Source organism: Candidatus Eisenbacteria bacterium, from assembly GCA_018831195.1.
Taxonomy (GTDB): domain Bacteria; phylum Eisenbacteria; class RBG-16-71-46; order CAIMUX01; family JAHJDP01; genus JAHJDP01.
Genome location: JAHJDP010000085.1, coordinates 52,390 through 78,727, shown reverse-complemented (window position 1 = coordinate 78,727; position 26,338 = coordinate 52,390). Strand labels below are relative to the sequence as shown.

Here is a 26,338-nt window from a genome sequence, read left to right as displayed (position 1 = left end):
CCTTCGTCTTGCAGATCTGACAAAAAGGTGGACCGAAGGAGGAAGGAGTCCGGAGAGATGTTTAACATTTCTCATGGGATTCGTTATCTGATATTTTGGATCACAATCCTGCCGGCGGTATGGTTGGCCCCGGCTGTTTTTGCTGAAACAGGCGATCCAGCCGCCGACAATAATTCGAAGCCGGTGCGTGTGGAATGGATTGAAATCCATGCTGATTCTACCGGAACGCATTTGCGTGTTCCTTTTACCGGCGCACCATCGACTCTCCGTTTGGATAATCCTCCGCGGTGGGCGGTGGATATCAAGCCGGCCCGGCAGGGGCTTGGGAAAACGATCGCTCTTTGGACCAGTGTCGTGGATCTCGGCGCAATAAAGACATTGCGTGTCGGTCAGTTTCGATTAGGACCGGAACCGGTGGTCCGTTTGACCCTGGTTCTCAGTGAACCCCGCGAACTCACGGTTGATTCCGATGGGTTGGAATTATTGTTAAGACTGGAGCCAAAGCCCGGTGATCCCTGGGGCGGCCGTCGATTCGGCAAGGATGGCGACGAGGGCTCTCCCATGATTTCAGCGGAATCCCAGGAACAAGCCGTCAAACAGGATCCGGACACATCAAAGACCCCGGCTTCAGCCAAGCAAACTCCTATAATATCAGCGGCCGAATCATCCACCGAATCACAGGCGGCATCCAAGAATCCGGTGATCGCCCGGCCGGTGGGGCAGCCTGAAATCACCAAAATACCGGTCGCCCCCCCTGATGCTCTGCCGCACATGGTCCGGCAAAGCCTTCCCAAAAATGTCGAACCGGTCCGCCCATCGGAACCCGATAGCGCGGCGCTGGCGGCAAGCGAAGCGAAACGTTATGTGATGACCGGTGGCGAGGTCACCCGCCATGCCACAGGATATCTTCTTGAGAAAAGCCAGGAGGCGCTGTTGCAGAACCGGCCGGATCAGGCCATGGATATGATATCACGGGGTTTGCGGCTTTATAAGGGGACACAAGGGACGAATGCCCTTCGCCTGCTTTGGCATCTTGCTGTTCCTTTAACAAGCCGCCCAGCCGCCGTTGCGATGTTTGAGGAAGAGGATGCCACCGAGGCTCATCTCATTGCCGTTGAAACATATTTTCATCTGATGCAAATCGCATTGACCCTGCAGAACGGCAGTGTCGCAAGAAGAATTCTGGAAACCTGGGAAAAAGCTCATAAGCCCGATGAGCCTTGGATTGATTCTGTTCTCGATTATACAAGGATGAGTTTGAGCCGGGGCCGATGGGATGAATCGCTGGCCTGGTTGGAGCGTCTTCCGGCCGATGTTATGGATCCGCGGCAGGCGCAGGAAGAACAGCTCCTGAGATCTGAGGCCCTTGAGGGTTTGGGACGGTTCGATGAAGCTGAAAAGATTTTGAATGACATAGTAGAGGATGATTCCGGGGAGCTGATGGGGGAAGCGCGCTTGCGCAGAGCCGATCTCTTCTGCATACGCGGCGATTATATCGGGGCTCTGCCTCTTTATACAGAGGCGATAGATAAAGTGACCGATCCCGATCAGCGCGTATGGGCGATCTATAGGACAGGGGTTTGCCGGGAGGAAGCCGGCAATTTGGAAGGAGCAAGGGAGTCGTTCCTTCAATTGTTAAAGGAATCTCCCCAGTCACACTGGACCCAATATGCCCGGCGCCATGTGGAGCTGCTGAGTATGGCATTGACGGCGGATGCGGTAACGCAGTAGGTCTCATAAATTATGGCGCCTGAATCAAAAATAGAGATGCAGCACGATAAATGGGCTCGCCCGCAGCGGGTGGCGGACGAATTGCCGCCAAACGGCGGTCAAGTGTCGGAATCGCTATTGCGGCATGTCACCCAGCAATGGGATGAGAGCCGCCGGGCCGCAGCCGTTCTTGGGAAGCTCCTTGAATGTATAACTTCTGCTGTCTTTATTCTCGATGCCGGCGGAAGAATCCGCTATCTCTCCGCAGGTGCCGAGACGTTGTTTCATTTGACGGCGTCCGAAGCGGCGGCACGGCCGATAGAGTCGATTTTGGGCGATGGAACGATCTTTACCGTTCCGAAAGGCCGCTCCCAGATCGAGTTGAGAGGGCGTTTTTTTCAGTGCTTGATGATTCCTCTGGATGATCGAGGAGACTGCGGCGGCGCCGCCGGCGCCCTCGTAACCCAGGACCGTCTGGTGGAGCTGGAGAATGAGGTGAGTCTACTGCGCCCGCTCGCGGAGATCGGGCGGCTTCTCGCGACCGTTCTGCATGAATTGCGCAATCCCTTGGCCGCCATTCAGGGAACCGTTTCGCTGCTTGAACAGCGCGAATCTCATGGGATAGAAGGACATCTGGAGAGGATTTTTCATGCGACAAAGATTATTCAGCGGATGGTGGACGACATATTAGTATTGGCGCGCCCTGTACAACCTGTGATGCGTGCCTTTTCTGCGGCTCCATACCTGTCTGAAATTCTACGTTCCTTTGACGGTCCCTCCTTATCCGGCATAAAAAAGGAGCTGCGTATCGAAGAGGGCCTCCCTCAGGTTTGGGGCGATAGCGACCTCATGACTCAAATTCTTGGAAACTGCATCCGAAATGCCATTGAGGCGATGGGAGAACAGGGGGAGCTGACATTGCAGGCCACCCGTCTTTCCAGTGACCGCGTCCGTTTTTTGGTGCGGGATACCGGGCCGGGACTTGATCCGGCAACGGCTTCCCGGATATTCCAACCCTTCCAAACTGGAAAACCCGGAGGAACCGGATTGGGTTTGCCGACGGCCCGCCGGCTCGCCGAGGCGATGAATGGCACTCTTGATGTCGTGGCATCGCCCCATCGGGGCGCCGTCTTTGTTTTAGAGCTGCCGGCTCACTCCGGGGAGGTTGTATGAAAGCATCGGCGCCCGCCGTTGTCCTTGTGGTGGACGATGATCCTCTCATCCGGGATCTTCTCTCCGAGCTTCTGCGGGGATTAGGACATGATGTAAAGACGGCGGCATCGGCCGAATTGGCCCGATCCATTGTAGAACGCCATTCACCGGAATTGGTTCTGCTTGATCTCAGGCTTGGAGCCAGCGACGGATTGGAATTGCTGGAAGAATTGGTGAATCAGGGTGAGATGGGCGTGGTGATGATGACCGGGCATGGCTCCGTTGGAACCGCGGTCGAGGCGATGAAACGGGGCGCTTTGGACTTTGTCACCAAACCTTTTCGAGCGCAGGATATGGAGCGGGCGGTTCATCAGGCGCTGCGTGTTTCCCGGTTGAATCAGGAGAACACAAGTCTTCGGAATCAGCTGGTGCAGTGGCGTGAGAACCGGGCCATGATTGGACGAAGCCGGGTCATGGAGATTCTCCGTGATCTCATCAGCACCGTTGCGCCGACCCGATCAAATATCCTCATCACCGGTGAGAGTGGTACGGGGAAGGAACTCGTTGCGAGCGACCTTCATCATTTGAGTCCTCGTAGAGAGGCTGCTTTCATAAAAATCAATTGCGCCGCCGTTCCACCAGGTCTTCTGGAATCGGAGTTATTCGGTTTTGAGAAAGGAGCCTTCACCGGGGCCGTCTCGCGCGGCAAGGGGAAGTTCGAGATCAGCGATGGGGGAACCCTTCTTCTTGATGAAATCAGCGAGATGGATCTGTCTCTTCAACCGAAACTTTTACGAGCGATTCAAGAGAAGGAATTTTACCGGGTCGGAGGTTCCCAGCCGGTTCGGGTCGATGTCAGGGTCATCGCCACAACAAATACCGATTTGGAAGCCATGATTGAAAGAGGCGAGTTCCGCAAGGATCTCTATTACCGATTAAATGTCGTTCCCATTGAGGTCCCCCCTCTGCGGGATCGCAAAGAGGATATTCCAGATCTCATCCGGCACTTTGTCGAGAAAGTCTCTAAAGAGAATGGGCGGGAGCCTACCTCGGTTTCTCCGGCGGTGTTGGAAAGATTCATGGCCCATGACTGGCCGGGTAATGTGCGCGAGCTTGAAAATGTCATATCCCGCGGAATCATCCTTTGTATGGGTGGGGAGTTGCGTTTGGAGCATTTGCTTTGGCGGGATGTGGCCCAGCCCACCCCCATGCCCGTCCGGCAAGAGGATAATCTCCGGGAGATGGAACGGCAGACGATCCTCCGAATCCTACATGAAGAGAAGGGGAACCGAACCCGCGCCGCCCGCCGATTGGGGATCAGCGTCCGAACGGTCCGCAACAAACTGGCTGAGTACCAGCCCCCAAGAGCCGCAAATTTGGGGGAAGCGGAGCCGTTTCCGGAGGTCGATCCGGAGCAGGATAAATCTCCGCGACTGCAACAATTCTAATCACACCCGGAAGATCTTTCCTCATGGAGGATGATCTTTCCCCCCCCTTCTGACGAGCCCCTATGATGAATTCCCTCAACTTGTTGTCAATCAATAGGATAAAACCTTAATTTTAGATACCGTCATTGGCACCCCCCTTGCAAACCCTATGTGTGAGCTATTGGATGGCCGAGGGAGGATGAAGGGATAATGGACGGCATTACAGCGAATCAGGGATCGATTCCAATCTTGAGAAAGGCGTTGGATGCCGCGGCCTTGCGACAGAAGGTGGCGGCCTCAAATTTGGCCAATATCCAGACACCGGGATATAAGCCACAGGCCGTGAAATTTGAAGAACTCCTTTCCGGGATGCAGACCACTCCCAGCCTGCCCTTGAACTCATCGAAGAAGGGGCACATTGCCGGTGAAACAGGGGGCTCCAGGGCGTCGAAAATTCCCGGTCCCCGGGTCGTCGCCGATTCGGAACCCTTGGAATTAGAGCGGCAAATCATCGAGCTCCAAAAATCCACCCTTCATTACCAGGCCCTGAGTCAGTTCGTGGCGGGGCATTACAGATCGCTGATCGATGCCATCGGACCGATCCGCTAGCCATTCACGGGGGAGATGATGCATTCCATCTTTAGAGAATCCGGCATGGGCCAAGGGTATAGAGAAGGGAGAGAGTGATGAGGGTCGGCTCGTTGTCATCTATGGATATCAGCGCCGGCGCCCTTTCCGCCTACCGGCGCCAGATGGACACGATCGCCGAGAACTTGGCGAATGCTCAAACAACCATGACGGCAACAGGTGAGCCCTACCGGCGGAAAGACGTCGTCTTCCGCGTCGATGAGATTAATCAAGCTGTGGGTGATGTCATCGCGCCTCAAGCCCTGAAGGGTCTGCGACAAACAAGAGCAGGGCATCTTCAGCCGATGGCGGCGCCGGCTTCCGGACGGTCGGAGAAGCTGGCATCGGTTCTGGTGGATTCAATCACCGATGACCCCACTCCTTTTGTCGAAGTCTTTGATCCTTCTCATCCCGATGCCGATGAGAATGGCATTGTTAAATACCCAAATGTCGATACGGCGGTTGAAATGGTGAACCTCGTTTTGGCGACACGCGCCTATGAGGCGAATTTGGCGTCATTGGCGGCGATGCGGCAGATCTATGAATCAGCCCTGCAAATGGGCCGAACAGCGTAGCTGTCTGCTGGAAGGATGAGATTGGTGCTGGCAAGAATAGTGAGGAAAGGCGGGGATAATGGCAGGGATCAGTGAAATAGGACCGATTCGGCTGAATGTGCCAATCAAAAATAATGAGGGATCCGTTGCCGCAAAGAACCAGGTTTCATTTGAAGAGACATTCAAAGAGTTTATCAGCGGTGTGAATGAGAACCAAATTCGATCGGAAGATATGACCGGTGCATTTGCCCGCGGAGAGGTCCGTGATCTGCACGAGGTCATCATTGCGCAGCAGGAGGCTGCGGTCTCTTTGAAGCTATTGGTTCAAATGCGCGATCGGGTGATCTCCGCGTATCAGGAAATCTCGAGGATGCAGGTTTAGTCCTGTATCAGGAGGTGAGGATTGGCTCAGTTCTTTTCAATATCCTTTATTGGAAGGCTCTTTCATCAACTCACACCGGGGCAGCGTCTTCTGACTCTGACGCTGGGCGGCGCCTTAATAGTGACGCTGATACTTCTATCCCTCTGGGCTTCTTCGCCCGAATACGCCATCCTTTATGCCCGGTTGGATCCGGAGGAAGCTGGGTCGATCGTTGAACGTCTTCAATCAGAGAAGGTCGACTATGAACTCCGGGACGGCGGTACGACCGTTGTTGTTCCGAAGGATAAGGTCTATGAAGCCCGTCTGAGTCTCGCCAATCAAGGTCTTCCCCGGACCGGCAGCCGTGGATACGAGATTATGGATCAGGGGAAGATGGGTTGGACTGATTTTATACAAAAGTTTCAACACCGGCGGGCCTTGGAAGGGGAAATCGCCAGAACCATTCAGACGCTCGAAGAAATACAGCAAGCCCGGGTGCATCTTGTTATCCCTGAGGAAAGCCTTTTTCAGGAAGATCAGAACAAAACAACCGCTTCAGTTGTTGTGCGTTTAAATGCCGGAGCCCGTTTGGCCTCCGGGCACGTCCGCGGAATTGTACATCTTGTCGCCAGTGCCGTTGAGGGTTTGGAGACCGATAATGTTACGATTCTCGACACGGCGGGCAATCTGCTCAGCAACACCGGGGGAACCAATTTCGCCGCTTCGTCGGATCAGATGGAACTCACTCGGAATGTAGAAGACCATCTTGCCCGCAAAGCCCAATCAATGCTGGAAGCAGTTTTGGGCCCGAATAAGGCGATTGTCCGGCTGACCGCCGAACTCGATTGGGAGAAGGTCGATCGCACCATTGAAACCTATGATGCCGAGAACCCGGCCATTATCAGCGAGCAAACCACAAGCGGAACAAACTCCGACGGCAGCAGTTCTGAAAGTTCGACGACGAATTATGAATTCTCAAAACGCATGGAACGTGTCCTTGGATCCGCGGGAACGTTAAAGAAGCTGACGGGCGCCGTCTTTATTGATGGGACCTATACAGTGGATGAAAACGGCGTGCGGCAATATACGACGCGCTCCGCCGAAGAGATGCAGAAATTGACGCAATTGATCAAAGCCGCATTGGGATTCAGCAACGATCGAGGTGATGAGTTGAATGTTGAAAACATCGCCTTTGACACCACCTCCTTGGATACTGAACGCCAGGAGATGGAAAAAACCCACAAGATGCAGCAGGTCATCGATATCGTCACGAGGATCGGCGGTTTGATCATTGCTGTGCTGCTCATTTTCGCCTTCCGGGGATTGCTCAAGAAGATGTACAAGCGCCCTGCAACGCCAGAAGCGGAGATCAGGAAAAGAGAGATCGAGATACTGAGAGAACCGGAAGGAGATCCGCTTGAATTGGAGGTTCGCCGGTTATCCAACGAATCACCAGATGTAACGGCTCGATTGATCCGGGCCTGGATGCACGAGGGTTAAATGCCACCCAAGGGATTTTCAGAAGGTGGGATCCGCAAGGCCGCCATGTTGCTGGTGACCTTGGGCGCGGAAGCCGCCGCTTCAGTGACCAAGTACTTGGATTCAACTGAAGTTGAAGCAGTCACGATGGAGATCGCGAGAACAAAGGAAATTCCCACCGCCAAGCGAAAGGAATTGCTGTCCGAGTTCAAGGATATGGTCATGGCGCAATCGTTCTACCTGGAAGGTGGAATTGATTATGCCCAGCAGATGCTGATTAAGGCCGTCGGGACGGAACGGGCGAGGGAGATTCTCAGCCGGGTGAGGACGACTCTGGAGGAGAGCACGCTTCAGGCGATTGAACAGGTTGATCCCGAGCAACTGCTCTCCTTTATACAAAGTGAGCATCCCCAGACGATGGCTCTAATCCTGGCCCGGTTGGACGCCCATCAAGCCGCCGCGGTATTGACACAGCTGCCGCAGGATATCCAGCCCGATGTCATCGCCAGGATCGCTTGCATGGAACAGATCTCCCAAGAAACATTTTATGAAATGGATAACATTCTCCGGGAGCAGATAAAGATGATCGGCAAATCATCCTCCAACCGGATGGGTGGCATCGATTCCGTCGCGACGGTCCTGAATCTCGTCGATCGGGGGACGGAAAAGAACATTCTTGGGATTCTGGACCGGGAAGATCCCGAATTGGCCGCGAAGATAAAGAATCTCATGTTCGTCTTCGAGGATATCGTTCATCTCATCGATCGGGATATCCAGCAGGTGCTCAAGGAGGTCGATTCAAAGGATCTGGGATTGGCTCTCAAGGTCGCCTCTGAGGACGTAAAAACTAAAATCTATAACAATATGTCTCAACGGGCCTCCGACATGCTCAAGGACGAGATCGAGTATCTCGGACCTGTACGATTGAAGACCGTTGAAGAGTCACAGCAGCGGATTGTGGAAACCATCCGAAGACTCGAGGAGCAGGGTAAGATTGTCGTGTCACGCGGCGGCGAAGAGGAGGAGATCATTGTCTAGGGTCATCCGACAGCCGCGATTGAACACGGCCCTGATAAATGTGAACACCCGGAACCTTACCGATCGGGAACGTGAGATGTATCGAGCCGAGGTCGCTGGACCTCCGCCGGAGCCGATGATTCTCGCTGCGGAAGCCGTGCGGATGAGGGATGCGGCCAGACTCGAAGGATTGCGCGAAGGAGAGCGAGCGATCCGGCAGGAACTCGCCGGACTCTTTGATCATTGCCGGCAAATCGCGGGTTCCCTGAAGGAATCGCAGAAGGAGATGGCGGGGGAATGGGAGGGTCTCGCGATCAAGGTGGTGATTCGCATCGCCGAAGCGGTCGTTCGCAGGGAACTCAGATGCGACCGTGATGCGGTGGTGCGATTGACTCGGGCGGCTCTTCAGGAGGTTACCAATGGCAGCCCCGCCCAAGTGCGGGTGAACCCAAGCGATCTCGAGTTGATTCAAAAAGCCCTTGGAAAGGGTGCGGCGGTGCAGGATAACACCCTGCAGATTATCGCCGATGAAACGATTGAACTTGGCGGTAGTGTTGTTTGGTGGGGAGAGCGGGGTTGGGATTCCCAGCCCTCACATCAATTGAAGCAGATAGGAGAACTAGTGGACCGCTGGAGCCAGGAAGACGATGGGCATCAAGAGGCTTAAGAAAATCGCCGGGAAGCTTGACGCGTTGAATCCCATCCTGGAAATGGGACGGGTTTCACAAACTCTCGGCATCCTTGTTGAGGCGAGCGGGCCGAAAGTCTCGGTCGGAGACATGTGTAAAATCCAGAGTAACGGAGATTGGATCCCGGCACAGGTCGTTGGATTCCGTGATGACCGGATTTTGCTCATGAGTCTGAATAATACGAGGGGTCTTCGTTCCGCTGCCTCAGTCGTATCGGCCGGTGGGCCTCTTCTCGCCCCGGTCGGGCAAGGTCTTCTCGGACGGGTTATCAGCGGCCTCGGCGAACCTTTGGATAAGAAGGGCCCGTTGCATGATGTGAGCCTGCGCCCGCTGGAAGCGGCGGCGCCTGATCCGTTGGAGCGGCGAAGAATCCGAGCGCCCTTGAGTACCGGTATCCGGTCGATCGACGCTTTCTTAACCCTTGGACAGGGACAGCGAACGGGGATTCTGGCGGGAACCGGTGTCGGTAAATCAGTGCTTCTTGGTTCTATCGCCCGGCATACGCAGGCGCAGGTGAGTGTTATCGCCCTGGTTGGGGAAAGAGGCCGGGAGGTTCGTGAGTTTATTGAAAGAGATCTGGGGGCCGGTTTGGAGCGATCCGTTGTCATCGCCGCGACAAGTGATCAGCCTCCCCTGGTTCGTATCAAGGCCGCCCTGCTGGCCGTCACCGTCGCCGAATACTTTCGTGATCAAGGGATGAACGTTCTGCTGATGATGGATTCGCTGACCCGTGTCGCCACAGCGCAGCGCGAGATCGGCCTCGCCGCAGGTGAGCCGCCGACGACACGCGGTTATCCGCCCAGTGCTTTTACATTATTGCCGCAGTTGTTGGAGCGCTGTGGCAACAATAAAAATGGTTCCATCACCGGTCTTTTCGCCGTGTTGGTGGAGTCGGATGACCTGGCCGAACCGGTCGCCGACGCCGCAAGGGCCGTTCTCGACGGGCACATTGTGCTCTCCCGGCGCCTGGCTGTTTCCAATCACTATCCGGCCGTGGATGTCTTGGAGAGTATCAGTCGTGTGATGGATGACATTGTGGATCCCGAGCATCAGGCCAGCGCCGGAAGATTGCGCCATCTGATTGCCGCCTACCGGGAAGCAGAGGATGCGATCCAACTCGGCGCCTATGTGAAAGGATCGCAGCCTCTGGTCGATCGGGCTTTGCGCCAATGGGATCAGATCACCGGTTTTTTGCGCCAGGGCAGGAATGAAGGATGTGATTTTGCGACCACAATCGCCGGGTTGAAGGAACTGGCACAAGTCGGCGACACGGTTGCTGAAGGTGAAAAGGCTGAAAAGCAAGGAGCGACATCATGACAGCAACTAAGGGGGGGAGGAAATGAAACGTTTTCGCTTTCCACTATCCGGTGTGCAACGGGTTCGTGAGGAGGAGACAAAAGGGGAACAAAGGAAGTTGGCTCACCACCACCGCGTGGAGAGTCAAGCTCGCGAGAAACTAGAGGATGCAAAGAAAGCGGAGGGAAAGGGAATGGAAACGGCGCGTCGTCAGCTGACTCAACAGGATAATGCTTGGGAAGTTCATCAAGGCCGGCGGCATTTGGAGGATCTCCAATACCAGCGCAGAACAGCGGCGCAAGGCGTCACCGACTCGGAGAAACGGACAGGGCAGGCCCGACAGGAGTTTCAGGAAGCCGAACGACGGGAAAAGATCCTGGAGCGTTTAAGGGATCGCCGGTATTCAGAGTTTGTCAGATTTATTCTCAGAGATGAACAAAAGGAAATGGACGAATTTGCATCTCAGCAATTCCGGCGACGGGCTGCCTAAGGATTGTGAAAGTGTTGACACCCACAAAGGAAAATATTCAGGAACACCGCTGGGCTCCTAACCGGGGAAGCGGCAGCGCTTTGGCGTTCATCGCCGTGCTGGTTGCCAGTTGCCTGACGATCTTTGTGAGCATGATGTTTATTACGGGTGCGGCGCAGAGGGGTGTGATCCCCCGCGTCAAGAAGATGATGGAACCGGATGTGATCGAAGTGAAGGCCAAGGAAAACACGATATCCGAGATGCCCAAGACGAAACCGAAGGCGCCTCCGGTGAAGTGGGAATCCGCGCCATGGGATTCGATACGGACAATAGAGCGTTGGCGGCGTGTCGAGGAAGAGGATTTTGAAGGGCGGATGTCCCGGTTGGAGGGTCTTCTTCAAGTCCGGTTGTCGGAATCACTGGCGACATCAGAAAGTTTGACCGAGGAGGAGCGGGTGAGTCGCTTAGTGAAGATCTTCTCCGGTATGAAGCCGCTGGAAGCGGCGCGGGTTCTATCGGGGCTCACCAATGCCGAGGCTGAACTTCTTTTAACACAAATGTCTCCCCGGCAGGCTTCAAAAGTTCTGGGCGCTTTGGAGCCCGGCCGTGCAGCGCGTCTAAGCAAGCGCGTGCTGGGTCTGGCTCCTGAGCCTGAGGTCAATGAAACGACAACGAATGACAACCGGTGGTATGAGGAGGAGGCATGGTAGTTGGAGAGCAGGCGTTCCCCACGCCAAATCTTCCTTTACTGCAACCGTCCGGTAAACCGCGGCCGGCTGATGATATGCCGCCGCCCCGAAGGATGAAATCGGACTTCGGTGAACCATCCGAATTTCATCTCATGTGGAGCGCGTATTCCACGATGGAGAGCCGGCTTCAATCGAAGGTTGAAGGTGGCGATGAAACTTCACCAGCGCAGGGTGAGGAGGGGTTTGCCTCCGCGCCGTCGCCGAAAGAGGCCAAAACCGTCCATCCGCCGCTCGAGAATGTCGCTGTGACGCCGCCGTCTGTAAATGCCGGATCATCAAAGGCGGAGACTCCTCCCATCCAGGGAGAGGAGACGATTGCGAAAGATGCGATTGTAAAAGAGGCCGACGGGTGGAAAGAAGCCATGGTGAAAGAGATCGATGGAGGGAAAGAGACAGAGGTTATGGATAAGACCGATCCGGCTCGAGACCTTCAGAAGGGGGATCGGGCGCAAAGGTTATCTTCCGGCGCCCCGCCCACCATCACCCATCAGGCCGTAGAGGCAAAGCACCCTTCGGAAGCGGCCGCATTGGATGCCGAAAAGGGCTTGGAGCCGGAATGGACCCAGGCTCCGCAAGGCAAAGGATCGGAGCTTCCCGATGCCTCAAACGGGCGGGACAATCCTTCCAATGCTTCTGGCGGATTCGGCGGTCAAAGGCGAAACGGCCAACCCGCTGTCGTGCCCGGCCAGGAGGTGGAATCTATAACCGGATCGACACGCCGGAATTCCGTACCCGTCGATCCGCAACTTGAAAACTCAACGACGAATTCCAAAACAGGTATTACGACTACAGGTACGACAGAAACAGCTGCTGATGGAATCCCGATGATGTTCTCCGCACCGGGCGCGCAGGTTGTGGCGGCGGCGGAGACAGAATCGATCTGGGTTCCGAATACCGAGCCGGAAATTTTTACGGAACAGGTGGGGCAAGTCGTCCGGTTGGCCATCCGGAACGGCCGTCAAGAAATCAATATCCGTCTTCGTCCCCCGGAATGGGGAACTCTCAATATTCGGATCCGTACCGAAGGCAACCGCGTTGATTTGACGGTTCAGTCGGATCACTCAAGGGTCATTCAACTTCTTCAGGACGGGCGGCAGGGTCTGGAAAAGGCTCTTCAGCAGTCCGGTTTTGAACTTGGTCATTTCTTGGTCGGATCGGGTGAAGAGCGAACCGCATTCGATCGAGCATTTCAAGGGCCCGTCCCCGGCGAGGAACGCGCAGCGGATGTGTCCGCCACGGAAACGGCGGAGCCGGCGGAAACGTTGACGGGAATCGAACGAAGATTGCCGGGCGGGCGGATAAATTTGCTGGTTTAGCTAGGGGTGTGAGGCCCGGTTTGGGGCATGAAGGGAGTCAATAGAAATGGAAGTAACTTCGATTGGATCGACAAATGCCGCGTTGAGTGCGGCGGCGGGATACGCCGATCTCGGCAAGGAAGATTTTTTAAAGCTGCTGCTGGCTCAGCTGGTGAATCAGGATCCTCTGAATCCGATGCAGAATGAGGAAATGGTGGCTCAATTGGCGCAATTCAGCTCTCTGGAGCAAATGCAAAATTTGAACGCCACGGCACAGACACAAACCCTGATGATCGAATCACTGGGGCAAACAATGACGCCTCAAATGATCGGCCGGCGGCTGGTGGCGAGTTCGGGTGAGTTAAACATTACTGGTACGGATCCGGTGGAGGTGGGTGTCTACCTTCCCCAGCAGGCGCAAGAGGTTTTGATCTCGGTTGTGGATGAATCGGGACAAACAGTGGCCATTGTACGGCGCGAGGGTGTGCCGCAAGGAAACACGGTTTGGGATTGGAATCCGGTGGCGGATGACGGCGATGAGCTACCCCCGGGATCTTATAATTTGCAGGTGTCAGCTTTTGATGTCGACGGCGAGCCTCTGGGCGCTGTACCGGTCGTGGCTGGTTTGATCTCTGGTGTTTCATATGACCAGGGTCAGACATGGCTCATCATGAACGGGCAACAGATCCCATTGGGCTCCGTGATTGAAATCGGGAGCATTTCAGAAGAATAGACGGCTCGTCCGGGAGGGATGAATCATGATGCGATCACTATTTTCCGCGGTTTCAGGTCTATCCAGTCATGTTGGAATGTTGGATGTGATAGGCAATAACATTGCCAATGTCAATACTGTCGGTTTTAAGGCGGGACGGACGACATTTGAAGAAGCCTTGGCGCAGACAATCCGCTCATCGGTGGGGTCGATAGGCTCCCGAGGCGGTCTCAATGCGCTCCAAATGGGAACAGGAACCCGTTTGGCGGCGACGGATCCGCTCTTTACACAAGGCGGCATTGAAGCCACCGGTGTATCGACCGATCTGGCGCTTGAAGGAAGCGGTTTCTTTGTTCTCAATGCCGGGGATCAATATCTCTATTCGCGGGCGGGATCTTTCCGGCTGGATTCAAGTGGACGGCTCGTCAGCTCCACCAGCGGACTGGCTGTTCAGGGTTATACATATGATCCGAAGGTCCAGGCCTTCGGGACACAGTTCGGGGATCTTGCGATCCCGATCACGGAGATGGAGCCGGCCCGTGTAACATCCGACATCTCTATCGCCGGCAATTTGAACTCTGATTCCCAACCGCTCGGGCAGGCGCTTCAATCAGCAGTCCTTTATCACATTGACGGCGGAACCGTCGATTCGACAACCAAGCTTCTTTCCCTGGGAACAGGCGGTGAAGCCCTGTTGCAGGATGGAGATACGATTGCGATCTCGGCGCAGGTCAACGGCACCGGCTATAGCGCGGAAGTCGACGTATCGGGCAATACAACACTGGCTGATCTGATGTCGGCGTTGCAATCAATGCTGAATGAAGATCCTGAAGTGTCCGGGACCACCGTGTCCCTTGATTCTCAAAGCAGGATTCGAATTGATACGCCGGCCTCACTAGGGACCACGGCGGCGATCGATGCCCTGACGATGCGGGGCATGGGAGCCGATGACAATCTACGGATCGATTTCGGTTCGAGTCTCGAGATGGAGACATTGCAAGAGGCCCGGGACCCGATCGCGGTGACGCAGGATCTGACAATTTATGACAGCTTGGGAGAGGCCCACACTCTGACGATCGAATTGACCCGTGTCCTCGGAGAAAACGCCGTCAGCTGGACAGCGAAGGTGGATAACGGCGAAGTCCGTGTGCTGCAGGGAGGCTCCGGCCGTATCGCTTGGAACTCAGACGGATCAATTCAAGGACTCTCCTATAATCCCGAAGGGGACAAGATCCCCGCCGGAATCCAGCTGGATTTCGGCAATGGAAGCACCAGCCCCGTGAGCATGAATCTCGATGTTGGAACGCAGGGAACCTTCAGCGGGTTGACCATGCTGAGTTCCGAAACGCAGGTCATCGCCAATCAAGACGGCTACAGCGCCGGGGAATTTGTTGATTTCCAATTTGATCAGAATGGGATTATACACGGGCTCTTTTCAAACGGTGTACAACGGCCGATCGCCCAAGTCGCTGTCGCCCGTTTTGCCAATCCGTCGGGACTGACGCGCGAGGGTGGATCTCTTTTCGCCTTCTCGCCGAACTCGGGATCCCCGATGGTGGCGCCGCCCGAATCTCATGGTGGTTTAACAATCCAACCGGGTGCGTTGGAAGGCTCCAATGTCGATTTGGCGGAACAATTCACACAAATGATTCTGGCCCAGCGCGGTTTTCAAGCGAGCGCCCGGGTCCTGACCACAACCGATGAAATTTTGTCGGATGTCATCAACTTGAAGCGGTAAAGGGCCGCTGGAGGAGTTGAGTGATGGCGGGAGAGGCTGCAGAAATTAGAGAAAAGGCCGGACCGCAGGGTGAGGCCGCGGTAAACGATCAGGAACAGCCGGCCGGCGAGGGCACAGGCAAGAAGAAATTCGGTCTAAAACTGCCGTCCCTCCCGAAGATTCCTACCGCGGTGGCAAAGATCGCGGTTCTTGTCCTGGTCATTGCGGTGACGGCGGTGATCTCCTTTGTGGTCATTACAAAGGTTCTCGCACCGAGGCTGAACGCGCCGGTCGACGAAGAGCTGATCGCGGGTGAAGTTGCGCCCGAACCTGAAACGGCGCCCTCGCCGCCGCCGTCTCTTATACATTCAGTGGATGAGATTATCGTCAATCCGGCGGGCACGTCGGGCCGGCGGTTTCTCAAGGTGGGGGTCACCTTCGAACTGGAAGGTGAGGGGGTTGTGGAGGAGATGGCGGCCCGCAATCCGCAAATCCGTGATCTCCTTATACGGGAATTCAGTTCGCGGGGCCTCGAAGAAGCCGTTGACCCCGTTCTGAGAGAGGAGATCCGTGAATCGATATTGATTAAGGTCAACGAGATCCTTGTCAATGGCAAAGCCCTGAATCTCTATTTTACGGACTACATCGTCCAGTAGTCTCAGCCAGGAAGAACGGAAGATAGGAAGGAGATTGTCCCGGTGGCGAACATCCTAAGCCAGGATGAAGTTGATGCCCTACTCGGCGCTATTCCGACGGATGACGAGGAAGCTGAGGAGCGACAACAAGAAGTTTCGGAGGCGAGCGATAAAAAAATCTCTTCCTATGACTTCCGGCGCCCCAGTCGTGTCTCCAGGGAACAGCTGAAGATTTTACAAAACCTTCATGTTCCTTTCTCCCGGAGACTGGGTGTTCTGCTCTCAACTCTTCTGAGAGCGCGTGTGACGGCGGAGTTAATGAGCCTCGAGCAATTCAGCTATGGGGAATATATCATCAGCCTTCCGCAATCAGCCGGCGTCTTTCTCCTGGATCTCAAGGAGGAAAACGGAACAACGATCCTGGATATGCAATCCGCCCTCGGTTTGGCGATGTTTGATAAACTACTCGGCGGCTCCGGCCTTTCACCTGAAGAAGAAAGGGATATGACGCCGATTGAAGCGACCATCATTTCGAAAATGGTGGGGAAAATTCTGCCGGCTTTAAAGGAGGTTTGGGCGCCGATATGTGCTCTGGAGCCGGTCATGAGGCCATTCGAGCTGAATCCCCAGCTTCAGAACCTTTTGCCGCCGACTGAAACGGTTCTTGTATTGACCCTCCAGGTCTCCATGCCGAAGACCTCGGGACTGATTACTTTGACATATCCGTTCCCGTTTATTGAGACGATTCTCGGGCATCTGGCCGGGGAGAACCGTTTTCTGGTCTCCCGCGATCCGCTGAGTGAAGAGACAAAAAAGGAAATCAAGCACGCGCTGGGTATGGGGCCGATGGACATCGCGGTGCAATTAGGCCGAAGCGATGTTACGGTTTACGATTTCCTGAAACTGAAAGTAGGAGACGTCCTTCCCTTGGATGCCAAGGTCGAGGACCCCGTTAACATTATCGTTGACGGATATACAAAGTTTTTGGGTCGCCCCGGGCGAACCAAGAAATGGAAAGCTGTTCAAATCTTGGGCGTTTATGACGGAACCCAAACCACTGTGAGCGAAGGAGAGGCTCGACATGGATGAAACGATGAATCCCACCGGGGATGAAAACGAAGAAATCGAATCGATCGGCGGGTCAGAATCCGAGTCGACCGAAAACGAAGAGGTTTTGGGAGCAGAATCGGGAACACCGGATGCGGCCGGTGCCGCCGATGAGGAAACCGATCCGTCCGGAGGGATCGATTCACTGGGGCTCGATGAGCAATTTCCCCAAGGCGCCGGCGATAACGATGGATCATCAGCATCGGAAGAAGATATTGATAATCTTCTCCAGGCCGCCGCGGAACTTGGTGTGCTGGATGATTCCGAAAACAATTCACTGTCGGAGGTGAAGACGGTTGAGTTTCCACAGCTGGTGAATTCTCACCGCGCCGGCGAGGGAGCGAATCTTGAACTTCTCTATGATGTTCAACTACCCATCGCCGTGGAGTTGGGGCGTGCGCAGATGGATATCTCCGAAATCCTGGATCTGGGTCCGGGGAGCGTTGTGGAGTTGGACAAAATGGCGGGTGAATCGGTCGATCTTCTGGTCAATGGAGTGAATATCGGCAAGGGAGAGGTCGTCGTTGTGGATGAGCAGTTCGGCATCCGGATTACACATCTGTTGTCGCCGCGCGACCGGGTACAGAAACTGGCATGAGGATCAAATGATCTTACCACTCTTCATTATCGGATCAGGTTTAACAACACCGACACAGGCTGAAACCGAACTCGCCTCGGCGGGCGGACTCGTCGGGCGTATCGCCCTTTCATTGATCATTGTTCTCGGTCTGCTCGCCCTCCTTTATTATACCTACCGGCGTCTTCAAAGGAGAACGCGCGGCAAGGTAACGGGGTACGGGATCGATGTGGAGGCCCAGAAGGCCCTGGGAAGAAACTCCTGGGTCGCTCTCATCGGCATTGGTGATCGCAAAGTGCTCGTCGGTATCACACAGCAGCGGATAACACGCCTGGGAAGCTGGAGGGAACAGCCTCAGGAAGAGAGCCAGCCTCAAGCAGCCAAGACAGAAGAATTCTCCCATGCGCTTGAGGATCGTATGAACCGGTTGAGGAATCTTGGTTTCCCCGTCCGGATTTCTGCGACGGGAATGGAAGACACGGTTAAGGAGGACAATCGGTAATGCCAAGGATGGATCCGTCGCCATGGAGGGCGAACGGTCAGGCCTCCAAAATTGTTTTCTCCCTGGTTCTCTTCCTGGGAATCGCCACCTTGCTCATGCTGGCGTCGGGAACAGCCCATGCCGGGCCCTCGCTGACCGTTTCGATGGGTGAGGAGGAGGGATCCGAGCGGGTCGCTTCAACCATACAAATCGTTTTCTTGTTGACCCTTCTCTCCATGGCCCCGGCGCTTATTCTCATGGTGACCTCGTTCACGAGGATCATCATTGTTCTCGGTTTCCTGCGCCAGGCCATGAGCACGCAGCAAATGCCGCCTAATCCCGTCCTGATCGGGCTGGCGCTCTTCCTCACTTTTTTTGTCATGTCTCCCGTGTGGACGCAGATCCACCAAGAAGCGGTTCGTCCTTATCTGAATGGGGAAATAACTCCGGGGGACGCTTTGAAAAATGGCGTGGCCCCGCTGCGCGGTTTCATGGCTTCGCAGACACGGGAAAAGGATATGGCTCTATTCCAAGGACTCTCGAAGCGTGAAAAGCCGGCCAATCTGGGTGAAGTGCCGCTGGAGGTTCTTATCCCCTCCTTCATGATCAGCGAATTGAGGAAAGCGTTTCAGATGGGATTTGTGCTCTATCTGCCTTTTCTCATCATCGACATGGTTGTCGCCAGTGTTTTGATGTCGATGGGGATGCTGATGCTCCCACCGGTCATGATCAGTCTTCCTTTCAAGATCCTGCTTTTTGTTCTGGCGGATGGCTGGCACTTGGTCGTTCGGTCCATCGTGACGAGTTTCTTCTAGGAGGTCGCTGCCATGACGGTCACCGAGGCAATTGAGCTCTTCAAGCACACCCTTTGGCTGGCGCTGCTCATGTCGGCGCCGATGCTTTTGTTCGGGCTGGTGACCGGGTTGATCGTCTCGGTCTTCCAGGCCGTGACACAGATACAGGAGATGACCCTCACATTTATTCCGAAAATCCTCGCGGTGGTGCTCTCGCTCTTTCTCTTTCTGCCCTGGATGGTCCACAAAATGATGGATTTCACCATCGAGCTGTTTTCAAACCTGGGCGGAGTCGGCTAGAAGGGGAAGGAGCCTCACATGGATTTTCATTGGGTGCCGGTGGCCCTGCTCGTCCTTTTCCGGTCTCTCGGGTTCTTTATGACGAGTCCGATTCTCGCCCGGCGCGAGATTCCCGGCCAAATCAAGGTGGCCGCCGCCATCACTCTGACGGTGATTCTAACCCCAATCGCGCCCCCCGGGCCGATTGAAGCGCTCAACACTCTCCCTGGGACGCTGCTGGCGGTCGTCTCCGAGGCCCTGTTGGGGGCCTTGCTGGGTTTGGCCGCATCTTTCCCCTTTGTCGGAATCAATCTGGCCGGGCAGCTGATGGGGACACAGATGGGAATCGGACTGGCAGGGATCATGGATCCGACCTCCGGCAACTCCGGTGGTATTATCGGCCGTTTTCTGGAGACGACGGCCATCCTCATCTTTCTCCTCTCCGACGGGCATCATATCCTTCTCAGAGCCCTCTCCTTCAGTCTCAGGATGCATCCCCCGGGGACTCTGGGGATGGGAGCCTCCGTGGCGAACACCCTGATAGACCTCTCCGCCTCGATTTTTGTGGTGGGGCTGGAAGTCGGGGGCGCTGTCCTGGGCGTACTGTTTTTAGCCGAAGCTGCCATGGGATTTGTCGCTCGAACCGTTCCCCAGATGAATATTTTCATCATCGGCTTCCCCATTAAGATCGCTTTGGGACTCGGCACATTGGCCCTAACTCTGCCTCTTTTCGTATCAACGCTCGATCGTCTCTTCGCAGGAATGGAATCCGACCTCATAACTCTCCTACGTGGCATGTAGCTTGCAGATAGCCCACTAGGAGGGTGATCTCCTCCTAGTTTGACTCCGAGAGGATCCCCAAAAGGGGGGAAGAGGGGGAAAGGTGGCTGAGCAGTCTTTCCAGGAGAGAACCGAGCAAGCGACACCCCGCCGGCGGCTGGAAGCCCGTCGCGAGGGACAGGTAGCGCGCTCCCGGGAGGTGGCCAATGCCATCGTTCTCCTCGCCCTGACCGCTGTCTTTTCCTTCTATGGCCCCACTTTTTTCACCAAGTGCCGGGATCTCTTGGTCTACTTCTTTGGGAATATGGGGACGATCGATCTTTCCTCCCAGGGCATCGTCGGTCTTCAAATCCGTCTGACTCCGGTTCTTTTGGGTCTTCTGGCCCCGGTGGCCCTCACCGCTCTTTTCTCGGGATTAGTCTCCAATGTCATGCAGGTCGGCTTCCATGTTTCGTCCAAGCCGCTGGGCCCCAAGTTTGATCGACTCGATCCTATAAAGGGGATGAAGCGAGTCGTCTCGATGGACAGTGGTGTGGAACTGGTCAAATCACTGGTGAAATTGGTCATCGTCGGTTCCATCGCTTGGGGTGTTGTCCAGACGGCCTTTTCCACCGTCCTGCCGACGACGGGAAGCGCTCTCAGCGTCATCATCAGCCGGGTCGGGCAACTATTCATCACCATGGGTCTCCGCGTCGGTCTGGCCCTGCTCATTCTCGCCATCCTCGATTACGGATATCAGCGCTATCGGCATGATCAAAACATCAAGATGACCCGCAAGGAGGTGGAGGAAGAAGTCAAACAGCAGGAGGGATCGCCGCAGATTAAATCAAAGGTGCGGGCGCAGCAGAGGAGGCTGAGCTGGCAGCGGATGATGGCGGCGATACCCAAAGCCGATGTCGTGATCACGAACCCGACCCATTACGCCGTCGCTCTTCGGTACGACCGCGGCAAGATGGCCGCTCCTGAAGTGGTGGCCAAAGGGATGCGGAAGATGGCTCTCCGCATCCGCGAGATTGCCGAGAAGCACAATGTGCCCATCGTTGAGGATCCGCCGCTGGCCCGGGCGCTGCACAAACAAACGGAAGTTGGACAGAGGATACCCACGGCCCTGTTCGAAGCGGTGGCCCGCATTTTGGCCTATGTCTACCGCCTCCATCAGAGTCGCGGCGTCGCTTAAAGAGGTATGATGAGTCAGAGCGAAAAGATCTACGATTCCTGGCTTGTCCGTCGGGCGGATATCCTGGTGGCGGGTTCTATCCTGCTTCTCCTGGCCATCCTGGTCATTCCCGTCCCGGCGCCCGTACTCGATATCTTACTCATCCTCAGCCTGACCTCGGGGTTGGTCATTCTGATGCTCACGATCTATGTCGCCAATCCTCTCGATTTCAGCGTTTTTCCAACCGTCCTGCTGCTGATCACCCTATTCCGTCTTTCTCTCAATGTCGCCTCGACACGCCAGATCCTGCTGAACGCCTACGGCGGCAAAGTCATCGGCGCCTTCGGGAGCTTTGTCGTGGGAGGCAATTACGCCGTCGGTCTGGTGGTCTTTATCATTTTGGTCGCGATTCAGTTCCTTGTGATTACCAAGGGAGCCGGAAGGATTGCCGAGGTGACGGCGCGTTTCACATTGGACGCCATGCCCGGCCGGCAGATGGCGATCGATGCCGATCTGAACGCGGGGCTGATCGATGAAATCGAGGCGCGAAGGCGCCGGAGAGAGATCAGCCGCCAGGCCGACTTTTATGGCGCGATGGATGGAGCGTCGAAATTCGTCCGCGGCGATGCGATTGCCGGCATCGTCATCACCTTGATCAATATTATCGGCGGGCTGGCGATCGGTTTAACACAGCAGGGGATGGGGATCGGCGAAGCGGCCCGGACTTATACACTTCTCACGATCGGTGACGGATTGGTGGCGCAGCTCCCCGCTCTAGTGATTTCCACCGCATCGGGTATCATCATCACCCGTTCGGAGGGGCAGGGGAGTCTCGGACGCGAGGTCATGCGGCAATCCCTCTCCGAGCCGCGGGCTCCTCTTGTTGTGGCGGGAATCCTCCTGGCATTGGGGCTGGTTCCGGGGCTTCCCTTTCTGCCCTTCTTTATCCTCGGCGGACTGACGGCGGGTGTGGGTCTCCTGGCGCGCCAAGAGGTCGCCCGTCAAAAGGAAAGAGCCATACAACTGAGAAAGCCCAAAGTCTCCGACGGACCGGAGAAGGTCGAGCGGCTCCTGGACGTCGATTCATTGGAATTGGAAATCGGATACGGATTGATTCCGCTCGTGGATGAGAAGAGTGGGGGCGATCTCGCCCGCCGGGTTTCGATGATCCGCCGGCAGATCGCGACCGAATTGGGCCTGGTTGTCCCGCCGATCCGGATCCGGGATAACATCCGGCTCTCCGCGGACAGCTACATTATCAATATCCGGGGTGTTGAGGTGGCTCGCGGAAATCTCATTGTCGATCACGATCTTGCCATGGGCGGATCGCCCGACGCGCCCCCCCTCAGCGGGATTCCAACGAAAGAACCGGCCTTCGGTCTGCAGGCGATCTGGATTACGCGGGGCCAGCGTGAGGAAGCGGAAGCCCGCGGATACACCGTTGTGGAACCCTCGGCTGTTCTTACCACCCACTTTACTGAGGTGATCCGCCGGCATGGGCACGAACTCCTCGGCCGGCAGGAAACACAGCGTCTCATCGACCAGATCAAGACCCAATACCCGGCCGTCGTCGAAGAGCTGATGCCCCAGCATCTCAACCTCGGGGGCGTGCAAAAGGTTCTTCAGCGACTCATAGAGGAGCGGGTTTCGATTCGGGATCTCGTCACCATTTTGGAGACGTTGGCGGATTATGCCCCATCAGTCAAAGACTTAGACATGTTGGTTGAGAAAGTCCGCGAATCTCTGGGGCGCGCCTTGATCCAACCATATAAGGATAAACGGGGAATCCTGCATGCTATTGCGCTGGACCCCGGTTTGGAGCATGAGCTGTTGGATAGTTTAAGGGAGGGAGACGGTCACCGTTACCTCATCCTCCCTCCGGACCAATTACAGGCACTGGTGGAGGAGATTCGCCAAGCGATAGAACTCTCGGTCGTGGTTTCTCCACAACCGCTGATTCTCTGTTCGCAAGCGATTCGACCCTATCTGCGGGAGTTGATCATCCGATTCGTGCCGCACTTGGTGGTTCTCTCGTATGCGGAAGTGGCCCATGCCCCTTCGCTCAGGACCACGGCGGTGGTGAAAGGTACTCATGAATATTCGAAGGTTTCAAGCGCGTGACATGGCGGGTGCCCTCTCCAAGGTAAGAGAGAGCCTGGGACCAGACGCCCTCATTCTTGAGACAAAAAAGACACCGGCCTCATCCCGGCGACCGGCACAGGTCGTTGTACTGGCGGCAAGCGATCCAGGGCCGGACCTTCCACCCAAACCGGTTCGGGGGCCGGCCTCGGTTTCCGCATTGCCGATCGCCTCATCGCCGATGACGAGGACGGCCCCGGACACGGCAGGACTTCAGATGGAACTTGATAAAGCGTTGGATAAGATTCGGTACCTAAGTCGCCTCGTCTCATCTGACCATTTCTCTCATCTCACACCCTGGGCCCGCGAGATCTATCTCGATCTCATCGAGAGTGATGTCGATTCCTCCTTGGCCCTTGGCATCTTGAAGATTTTGCCCCCGCGGCACCATGGAAGCGCCGACACAGCCGAACGGCTTCGCCGGCATATTCGTTCCCTGGTCCGCGTCGGGGGAGAGATCATGCCGGATATCATCCATCCGCAGATTATTGTGATGGTGGGCGGGCCCGGTGTCGGGAAGACGACGACCTGCGCCAAACTCGCCGCCCGAATCCGGGATGCAGGCCACCCTGTCGGCCTCCTATCACTGGATACGATCCGTCTGGCCGGTGCCCTGCATCTTAACTCCTACGCCGAGGTGCTCGGACTCCCCTCCGCTATCGCCTACTCACCAGAGGAGGTTGAAGAGGCTCTTGAAGGTCTGCTTTCTTCGATGACGACGATTATTGTCGACACCCCCGGTATCCAATGGACGGATCCCGAGGGGGTGCGCCGCTTGAAGCCCCTCTTGGCCGCGATGCCTGGGGCACAGGTTCATGTATTGCTGGCGGTCTCCATGCGGGTTCGGGATCAGGTTCGCTATGTAGGAACCTTTCGCTCCCTTGAGCCGAAGGCGATTACATTTACAAAGATTGACGAAACAGACAGTTATGGCTGTTTGTTCACAACGCCCCTTAAAGCTTCTCTGCCGATAGCTTATCTCTCCGATGGCCAGCGTGTGCCGGATGATCTGCGGGTGGCCGACACTGAAGAGATCGTGGACCTGGTGCTGGACGGTATTGAGCTTATAGATCAAGAGAACGAGACCCCAACGGTAAAGGAAAGGATGACGGTTCATGACACGGCAATCACCGGATAGACGAAGGACTCCGGCCCATCTCTCACTCATTCATGGGACGTCGACCTACCGCCGCCCGGGAGAGCCGATCGGCTCTTTTCGGGAACCGATTTCCTTATCAGTGATCAGCGGCAAAGGCGGGGTCGGCAAGAGCACCTTAGTCGCTAATTTGGCCGTCCTCTTTGCCCGCCGGGGACTCAAGGTTCTGGTACTGGATGGCGATCTGAGTCTGGCGAATGTCGATCTTCTGCTCGGTCTTGTGCCTCAGTACAACCTGTGGGATGTCGTCTCCGGAAAGATGACCCTGGACGATATTATTTTGGAAGGTCCGCATGGGATAAAGTTGCTGCCCGCCGCCTCGGGTGTGGAGGATATGGCCAACCTCGACGATTACCGCCGGGAGGTCCTGATCCGTTCATTGGACGATCTGAAGAGCCGTCATGATGTTTTCCTCGTCGACACGGGGAGCGGCATTCATCGTCAAAATATCAGGCTGGCGCAGGCGACACGCGAAATCCTGATTCTCACAACGCCCGAACCGACCGCCTTCTCCGATGCCTATGCCACGTTGAAGGTTCTGCTCAGCCGGCCGATTTGGAATGCGCCGCGATTGGTCCTCAACCGGGTTCGTAACGGCGCGGAAGCGCGGCGCGCGGCCCGCCGGATACGATCCGTCGCACAGCACTTTCTCCAGATGAAACCGGAGGTCCTCGGCATGATACCCGAAGATGATCTCGTGCTGCGTTCGATACACGCCCAAGAACCCTTTGTCGATATGTTTCCCAAATCTCAGGCGGCAATGGCCCTCGAGAGTTTGGCGGATCAGCTGTTGCATGTTGAAGAACCGCCGCGGACCCGCTTGCCGGGACATGTCGGCGTCGCCTAGGAGAATGGGATGAATGAGATCGCTCATCGCTTCGCTCTCCTTCTGGGAATGGGAACGGCCATGGTCATCGCGGTCATTACATGGATCAGAGGTGTGACACCTCTTCAACAATCATTCAGGGCCGTTGTCTGCGGCTTGGCCGTTTATCTGCTGGTTCGATTGGCCTTGCGTGTGGTGGGGGAGATGGTGCTGAGCCGGCTCGTCGCCACGCGAGAGGCGGAAGAACAAAAGTTAAAGCTTGAATCCAAGACACAGGTCGAGGAGGAGGAAACTCCTGCGGCCTAATGACCCGCAACGAGGAGGTCTCATGGAGGACACATCTGAATTTCTCCGGTTGGTAGCCAAACCTGTACCGCCGAATCTGGAGCGGGAGCAGAAAAAACGGGAAGAGGCTCTCCGACGGTATGCACCCTTGGTGAAGTATGTGGTCGACAAAGTGGCCGCGGGTCTTCCCCGAACGGTGGACAAGGAGGACCTCATCAGCACGGCGATCATCGGCCTGTATGATGCGCTGGAGAAATTCGACGCAGACCGTGGAACAAAATTCGAGACATACGCCATTTGGAGGATCAAAGGGGCTGTCTTGGATGAACTTCGATCCCTTGACTGGGCCTCACGGACCATCCGGCGCAAGGCCCGCCAAGTGGAAAAGACCTGCCGCTTGCTGGATCAACAGCTCGGACGGCCCGCCTGCGATGAAGAGGTGGCGCGCGCCATGAGCATGCGGCTCACCGAGTACCACAAGCTCCTCGACGATATACGCGGTTCGATGCTTCTTTCGCTCGATTCGACGGTGACCGTGGATGACGAACATGAGCTATCAGGGCTCTCGGACATGATTCAGGACGCGGAGGCGATCGACGCTCTTGAACAGATTGAAACAACCGAATCCCGCGATCTTCTTCTTAGAAGTGTCAACGCCCTTTCCGAGCAGGAGAGACTCGTGTTGGCCCTTTATTACTACGAGGAGATGACGCTCAAGGAGATCGGTGAAACATTGAACATTTCCGAATCCCGTGTCAGCCAGATTCACACAAAGGCGGTGCAGCGCCTGAGAACAAGATTACGGCCGCTTCTTCAGGGTGAATCGATGGGGTGCGTGGATCGGGCCGCTTAATCGCGCGGCGGAACCG

28 protein-coding genes are annotated in these 26,338 nt (G+C 55.8%); all 28 read left to right on the top strand.

What is annotated here, in order from left to right:
- Window positions 1-57: 57 nt before the first annotated feature.
- A complete protein-coding gene (locus KJ970_14815) occupies window positions 58-1,731 on the top strand; it encodes a tetratricopeptide repeat protein (GenBank protein MBU2692191.1) in 1,674 nt (557 codons plus the stop codon).
- A 36-nt stretch (window positions 1,732-1,767) separates the two neighbouring features.
- Window positions 1,768-2,883 (top strand): hypothetical protein, encoded by a 1,116-nt coding sequence (locus KJ970_14810; protein MBU2692190.1) that lies wholly within the window; start codon window positions 1,768-1,770, stop codon window positions 2,881-2,883.
- The gene (locus tag KJ970_14805) at window positions 2,880-4,310 is read left to right on the top strand and encodes a sigma-54 dependent transcriptional regulator (GenBank protein MBU2692189.1); all 1,431 of its coding nucleotides are present in this window, start codon (window positions 2,880-2,882) and stop codon (window positions 4,308-4,310) included. Before KJ970_14810 ends, KJ970_14805 begins: the two co-directional genes overlap by 4 nt.
- Before the next feature lie 189 nt (window positions 4,311-4,499).
- Window positions 4,500-4,898, top strand: coding sequence for a flagellar basal body rod protein FlgB (gene flgB / locus KJ970_14800; GenBank protein ID MBU2692188.1), 399 nt, complete (start codon window positions 4,500-4,502; stop codon window positions 4,896-4,898).
- A 77-nt stretch (window positions 4,899-4,975) separates the two neighbouring features.
- Complete coding sequence (gene flgC, locus KJ970_14795) at window positions 4,976-5,491, top strand: flagellar basal body rod protein FlgC (protein ID MBU2692187.1); 516 nt, start codon at window positions 4,976-4,978, stop codon at window positions 5,489-5,491.
- Between the two features lie 58 nt (window positions 5,492-5,549).
- Complete coding sequence (gene fliE, locus KJ970_14790) at window positions 5,550-5,852, top strand: flagellar hook-basal body complex protein FliE (GenBank protein MBU2692186.1); 303 nt, start codon at window positions 5,550-5,552, stop codon at window positions 5,850-5,852.
- Between the two features lie 21 nt (window positions 5,853-5,873).
- A complete protein-coding gene (gene fliF, locus KJ970_14785; protein MBU2692185.1) occupies window positions 5,874-7,331 on the top strand; it encodes a flagellar M-ring protein FliF in 1,458 nt (485 codons plus the stop codon).
- Window positions 7,332-8,348 carry a flagellar motor switch protein FliG gene (fliG, locus tag KJ970_14780; GenBank protein ID MBU2692184.1) on the top strand — a complete coding sequence of 339 codons (1,017 nt, stop codon included), beginning with the start codon at window positions 7,332-7,334 and terminating at the stop codon, window positions 8,346-8,348. It abuts the gene before it with no gap.
- Window positions 8,341-8,994: a hypothetical protein gene (locus KJ970_14775; protein MBU2692183.1), complete on the top strand. Its 654-nt coding sequence runs from the start codon at window positions 8,341-8,343 to the stop codon at window positions 8,992-8,994. The genes fliG and KJ970_14775 overlap by 8 nt, the downstream gene beginning before the upstream one ends.
- Window positions 8,975-10,333 (top strand): FliI/YscN family ATPase, encoded by a 1,359-nt coding sequence (locus KJ970_14770; GenBank protein MBU2692182.1) that lies wholly within the window; start codon window positions 8,975-8,977, stop codon window positions 10,331-10,333. The genes KJ970_14775 and KJ970_14770 overlap by 20 nt, the downstream gene beginning before the upstream one ends.
- 22 nt (window positions 10,334-10,355) lie before the next feature.
- Entirely contained in the window at window positions 10,356-10,802 is a 447-nt protein-coding gene (locus KJ970_14765) for a flagellar FliJ family protein (GenBank protein ID MBU2692181.1), read from the top strand.
- An 11-nt stretch (window positions 10,803-10,813) separates the two neighbouring features.
- Entirely contained in the window at window positions 10,814-11,491 is a 678-nt protein-coding gene (locus tag KJ970_14760; GenBank protein ID MBU2692180.1) for a hypothetical protein, read from the top strand.
- A 92-nt stretch (window positions 11,492-11,583) separates the two neighbouring features.
- Window positions 11,584-12,846, top strand: coding sequence for a flagellar hook-length control protein FliK (locus KJ970_14755; protein MBU2692179.1), 1,263 nt, complete (start codon window positions 11,584-11,586; stop codon window positions 12,844-12,846).
- Window positions 12,847-12,892: 46 nt separating this feature from the next.
- A complete protein-coding gene (locus tag KJ970_14750; GenBank protein ID MBU2692178.1) occupies window positions 12,893-13,558 on the top strand; it encodes a hypothetical protein in 666 nt (221 codons plus the stop codon).
- Window positions 13,559-13,583: 25 nt separating this feature from the next.
- Window positions 13,584-15,275 (top strand): flagellar hook-basal body complex protein, encoded by a 1,692-nt coding sequence (locus KJ970_14745; GenBank protein MBU2692177.1) that lies wholly within the window; start codon window positions 13,584-13,586, stop codon window positions 15,273-15,275.
- Between the two features lie 23 nt (window positions 15,276-15,298).
- Window positions 15,299-15,910 carry a flagellar basal body-associated FliL family protein gene (locus tag KJ970_14740; GenBank protein ID MBU2692176.1) on the top strand — a complete coding sequence of 204 codons (612 nt, stop codon included), beginning with the start codon at window positions 15,299-15,301 and terminating at the stop codon, window positions 15,908-15,910.
- Window positions 15,911-15,952: 42 nt separating this feature from the next.
- Window positions 15,953-16,978, top strand: coding sequence for a flagellar motor switch protein FliM (gene fliM / locus KJ970_14735; GenBank protein MBU2692175.1), 1,026 nt, complete (start codon window positions 15,953-15,955; stop codon window positions 16,976-16,978).
- On the top strand, window positions 16,971-17,594 hold the full coding sequence (gene fliN, locus KJ970_14730; GenBank protein MBU2692174.1) for a flagellar motor switch protein FliN: 624 nt from the start codon (window positions 16,971-16,973) through the stop codon (window positions 17,592-17,594). The genes fliM and fliN overlap by 8 nt, the downstream gene beginning before the upstream one ends.
- Before the next feature lie 7 nt (window positions 17,595-17,601).
- The gene (locus KJ970_14725; GenBank protein MBU2692173.1) at window positions 17,602-18,075 is read left to right on the top strand and encodes a flagellar biosynthetic protein FliO; all 474 of its coding nucleotides are present in this window, start codon (window positions 17,602-17,604) and stop codon (window positions 18,073-18,075) included.
- A 95-nt stretch (window positions 18,076-18,170) separates the two neighbouring features.
- Window positions 18,171-18,869: a flagellar type III secretion system pore protein FliP gene (gene fliP / locus KJ970_14720; protein MBU2692172.1), complete on the top strand. Its 699-nt coding sequence runs from the start codon at window positions 18,171-18,173 to the stop codon at window positions 18,867-18,869.
- A 12-nt stretch (window positions 18,870-18,881) separates the two neighbouring features.
- Window positions 18,882-19,148 carry a flagellar biosynthesis protein FliQ gene (gene fliQ, locus KJ970_14715; GenBank protein ID MBU2692171.1) on the top strand — a complete coding sequence of 89 codons (267 nt, stop codon included), beginning with the start codon at window positions 18,882-18,884 and terminating at the stop codon, window positions 19,146-19,148.
- An 18-nt stretch (window positions 19,149-19,166) separates the two neighbouring features.
- Window positions 19,167-19,928 carry a flagellar biosynthetic protein FliR gene (gene fliR / locus KJ970_14710; GenBank protein ID MBU2692170.1) on the top strand — a complete coding sequence of 254 codons (762 nt, stop codon included), beginning with the start codon at window positions 19,167-19,169 and terminating at the stop codon, window positions 19,926-19,928.
- Between the two features lie 82 nt (window positions 19,929-20,010).
- Window positions 20,011-21,084 carry a flagellar biosynthesis protein FlhB gene (gene flhB, locus KJ970_14705; protein MBU2692169.1) on the top strand — a complete coding sequence of 358 codons (1,074 nt, stop codon included), beginning with the start codon at window positions 20,011-20,013 and terminating at the stop codon, window positions 21,082-21,084.
- Window positions 21,085-21,090: 6 nt separating this feature from the next.
- Window positions 21,091-23,184, top strand: coding sequence for a flagellar biosynthesis protein FlhA (gene flhA, locus KJ970_14700; protein MBU2692168.1), 2,094 nt, complete (start codon window positions 21,091-21,093; stop codon window positions 23,182-23,184).
- A gap of 1 nt (window position 23,185) precedes the next feature.
- Window positions 23,186-24,340: a hypothetical protein gene (locus tag KJ970_14695; GenBank protein ID MBU2692167.1), complete on the top strand. Its 1,155-nt coding sequence runs from the start codon at window positions 23,186-23,188 to the stop codon at window positions 24,338-24,340.
- Window positions 24,318-25,205: a MinD/ParA family protein gene (locus KJ970_14690; GenBank protein MBU2692166.1), complete on the top strand. Its 888-nt coding sequence runs from the start codon at window positions 24,318-24,320 to the stop codon at window positions 25,203-25,205. The genes KJ970_14695 and KJ970_14690 overlap by 23 nt, the downstream gene beginning before the upstream one ends.
- Before the next feature lie 9 nt (window positions 25,206-25,214).
- Entirely contained in the window at window positions 25,215-25,490 is a 276-nt protein-coding gene (locus KJ970_14685; GenBank protein ID MBU2692165.1) for a hypothetical protein, read from the top strand.
- A 22-nt stretch (window positions 25,491-25,512) separates the two neighbouring features.
- Window positions 25,513-26,322, top strand: coding sequence for a FliA/WhiG family RNA polymerase sigma factor (locus tag KJ970_14680; GenBank protein MBU2692164.1), 810 nt, complete (start codon window positions 25,513-25,515; stop codon window positions 26,320-26,322).
- Window positions 26,323-26,338 lie beyond the last annotated feature (16 nt).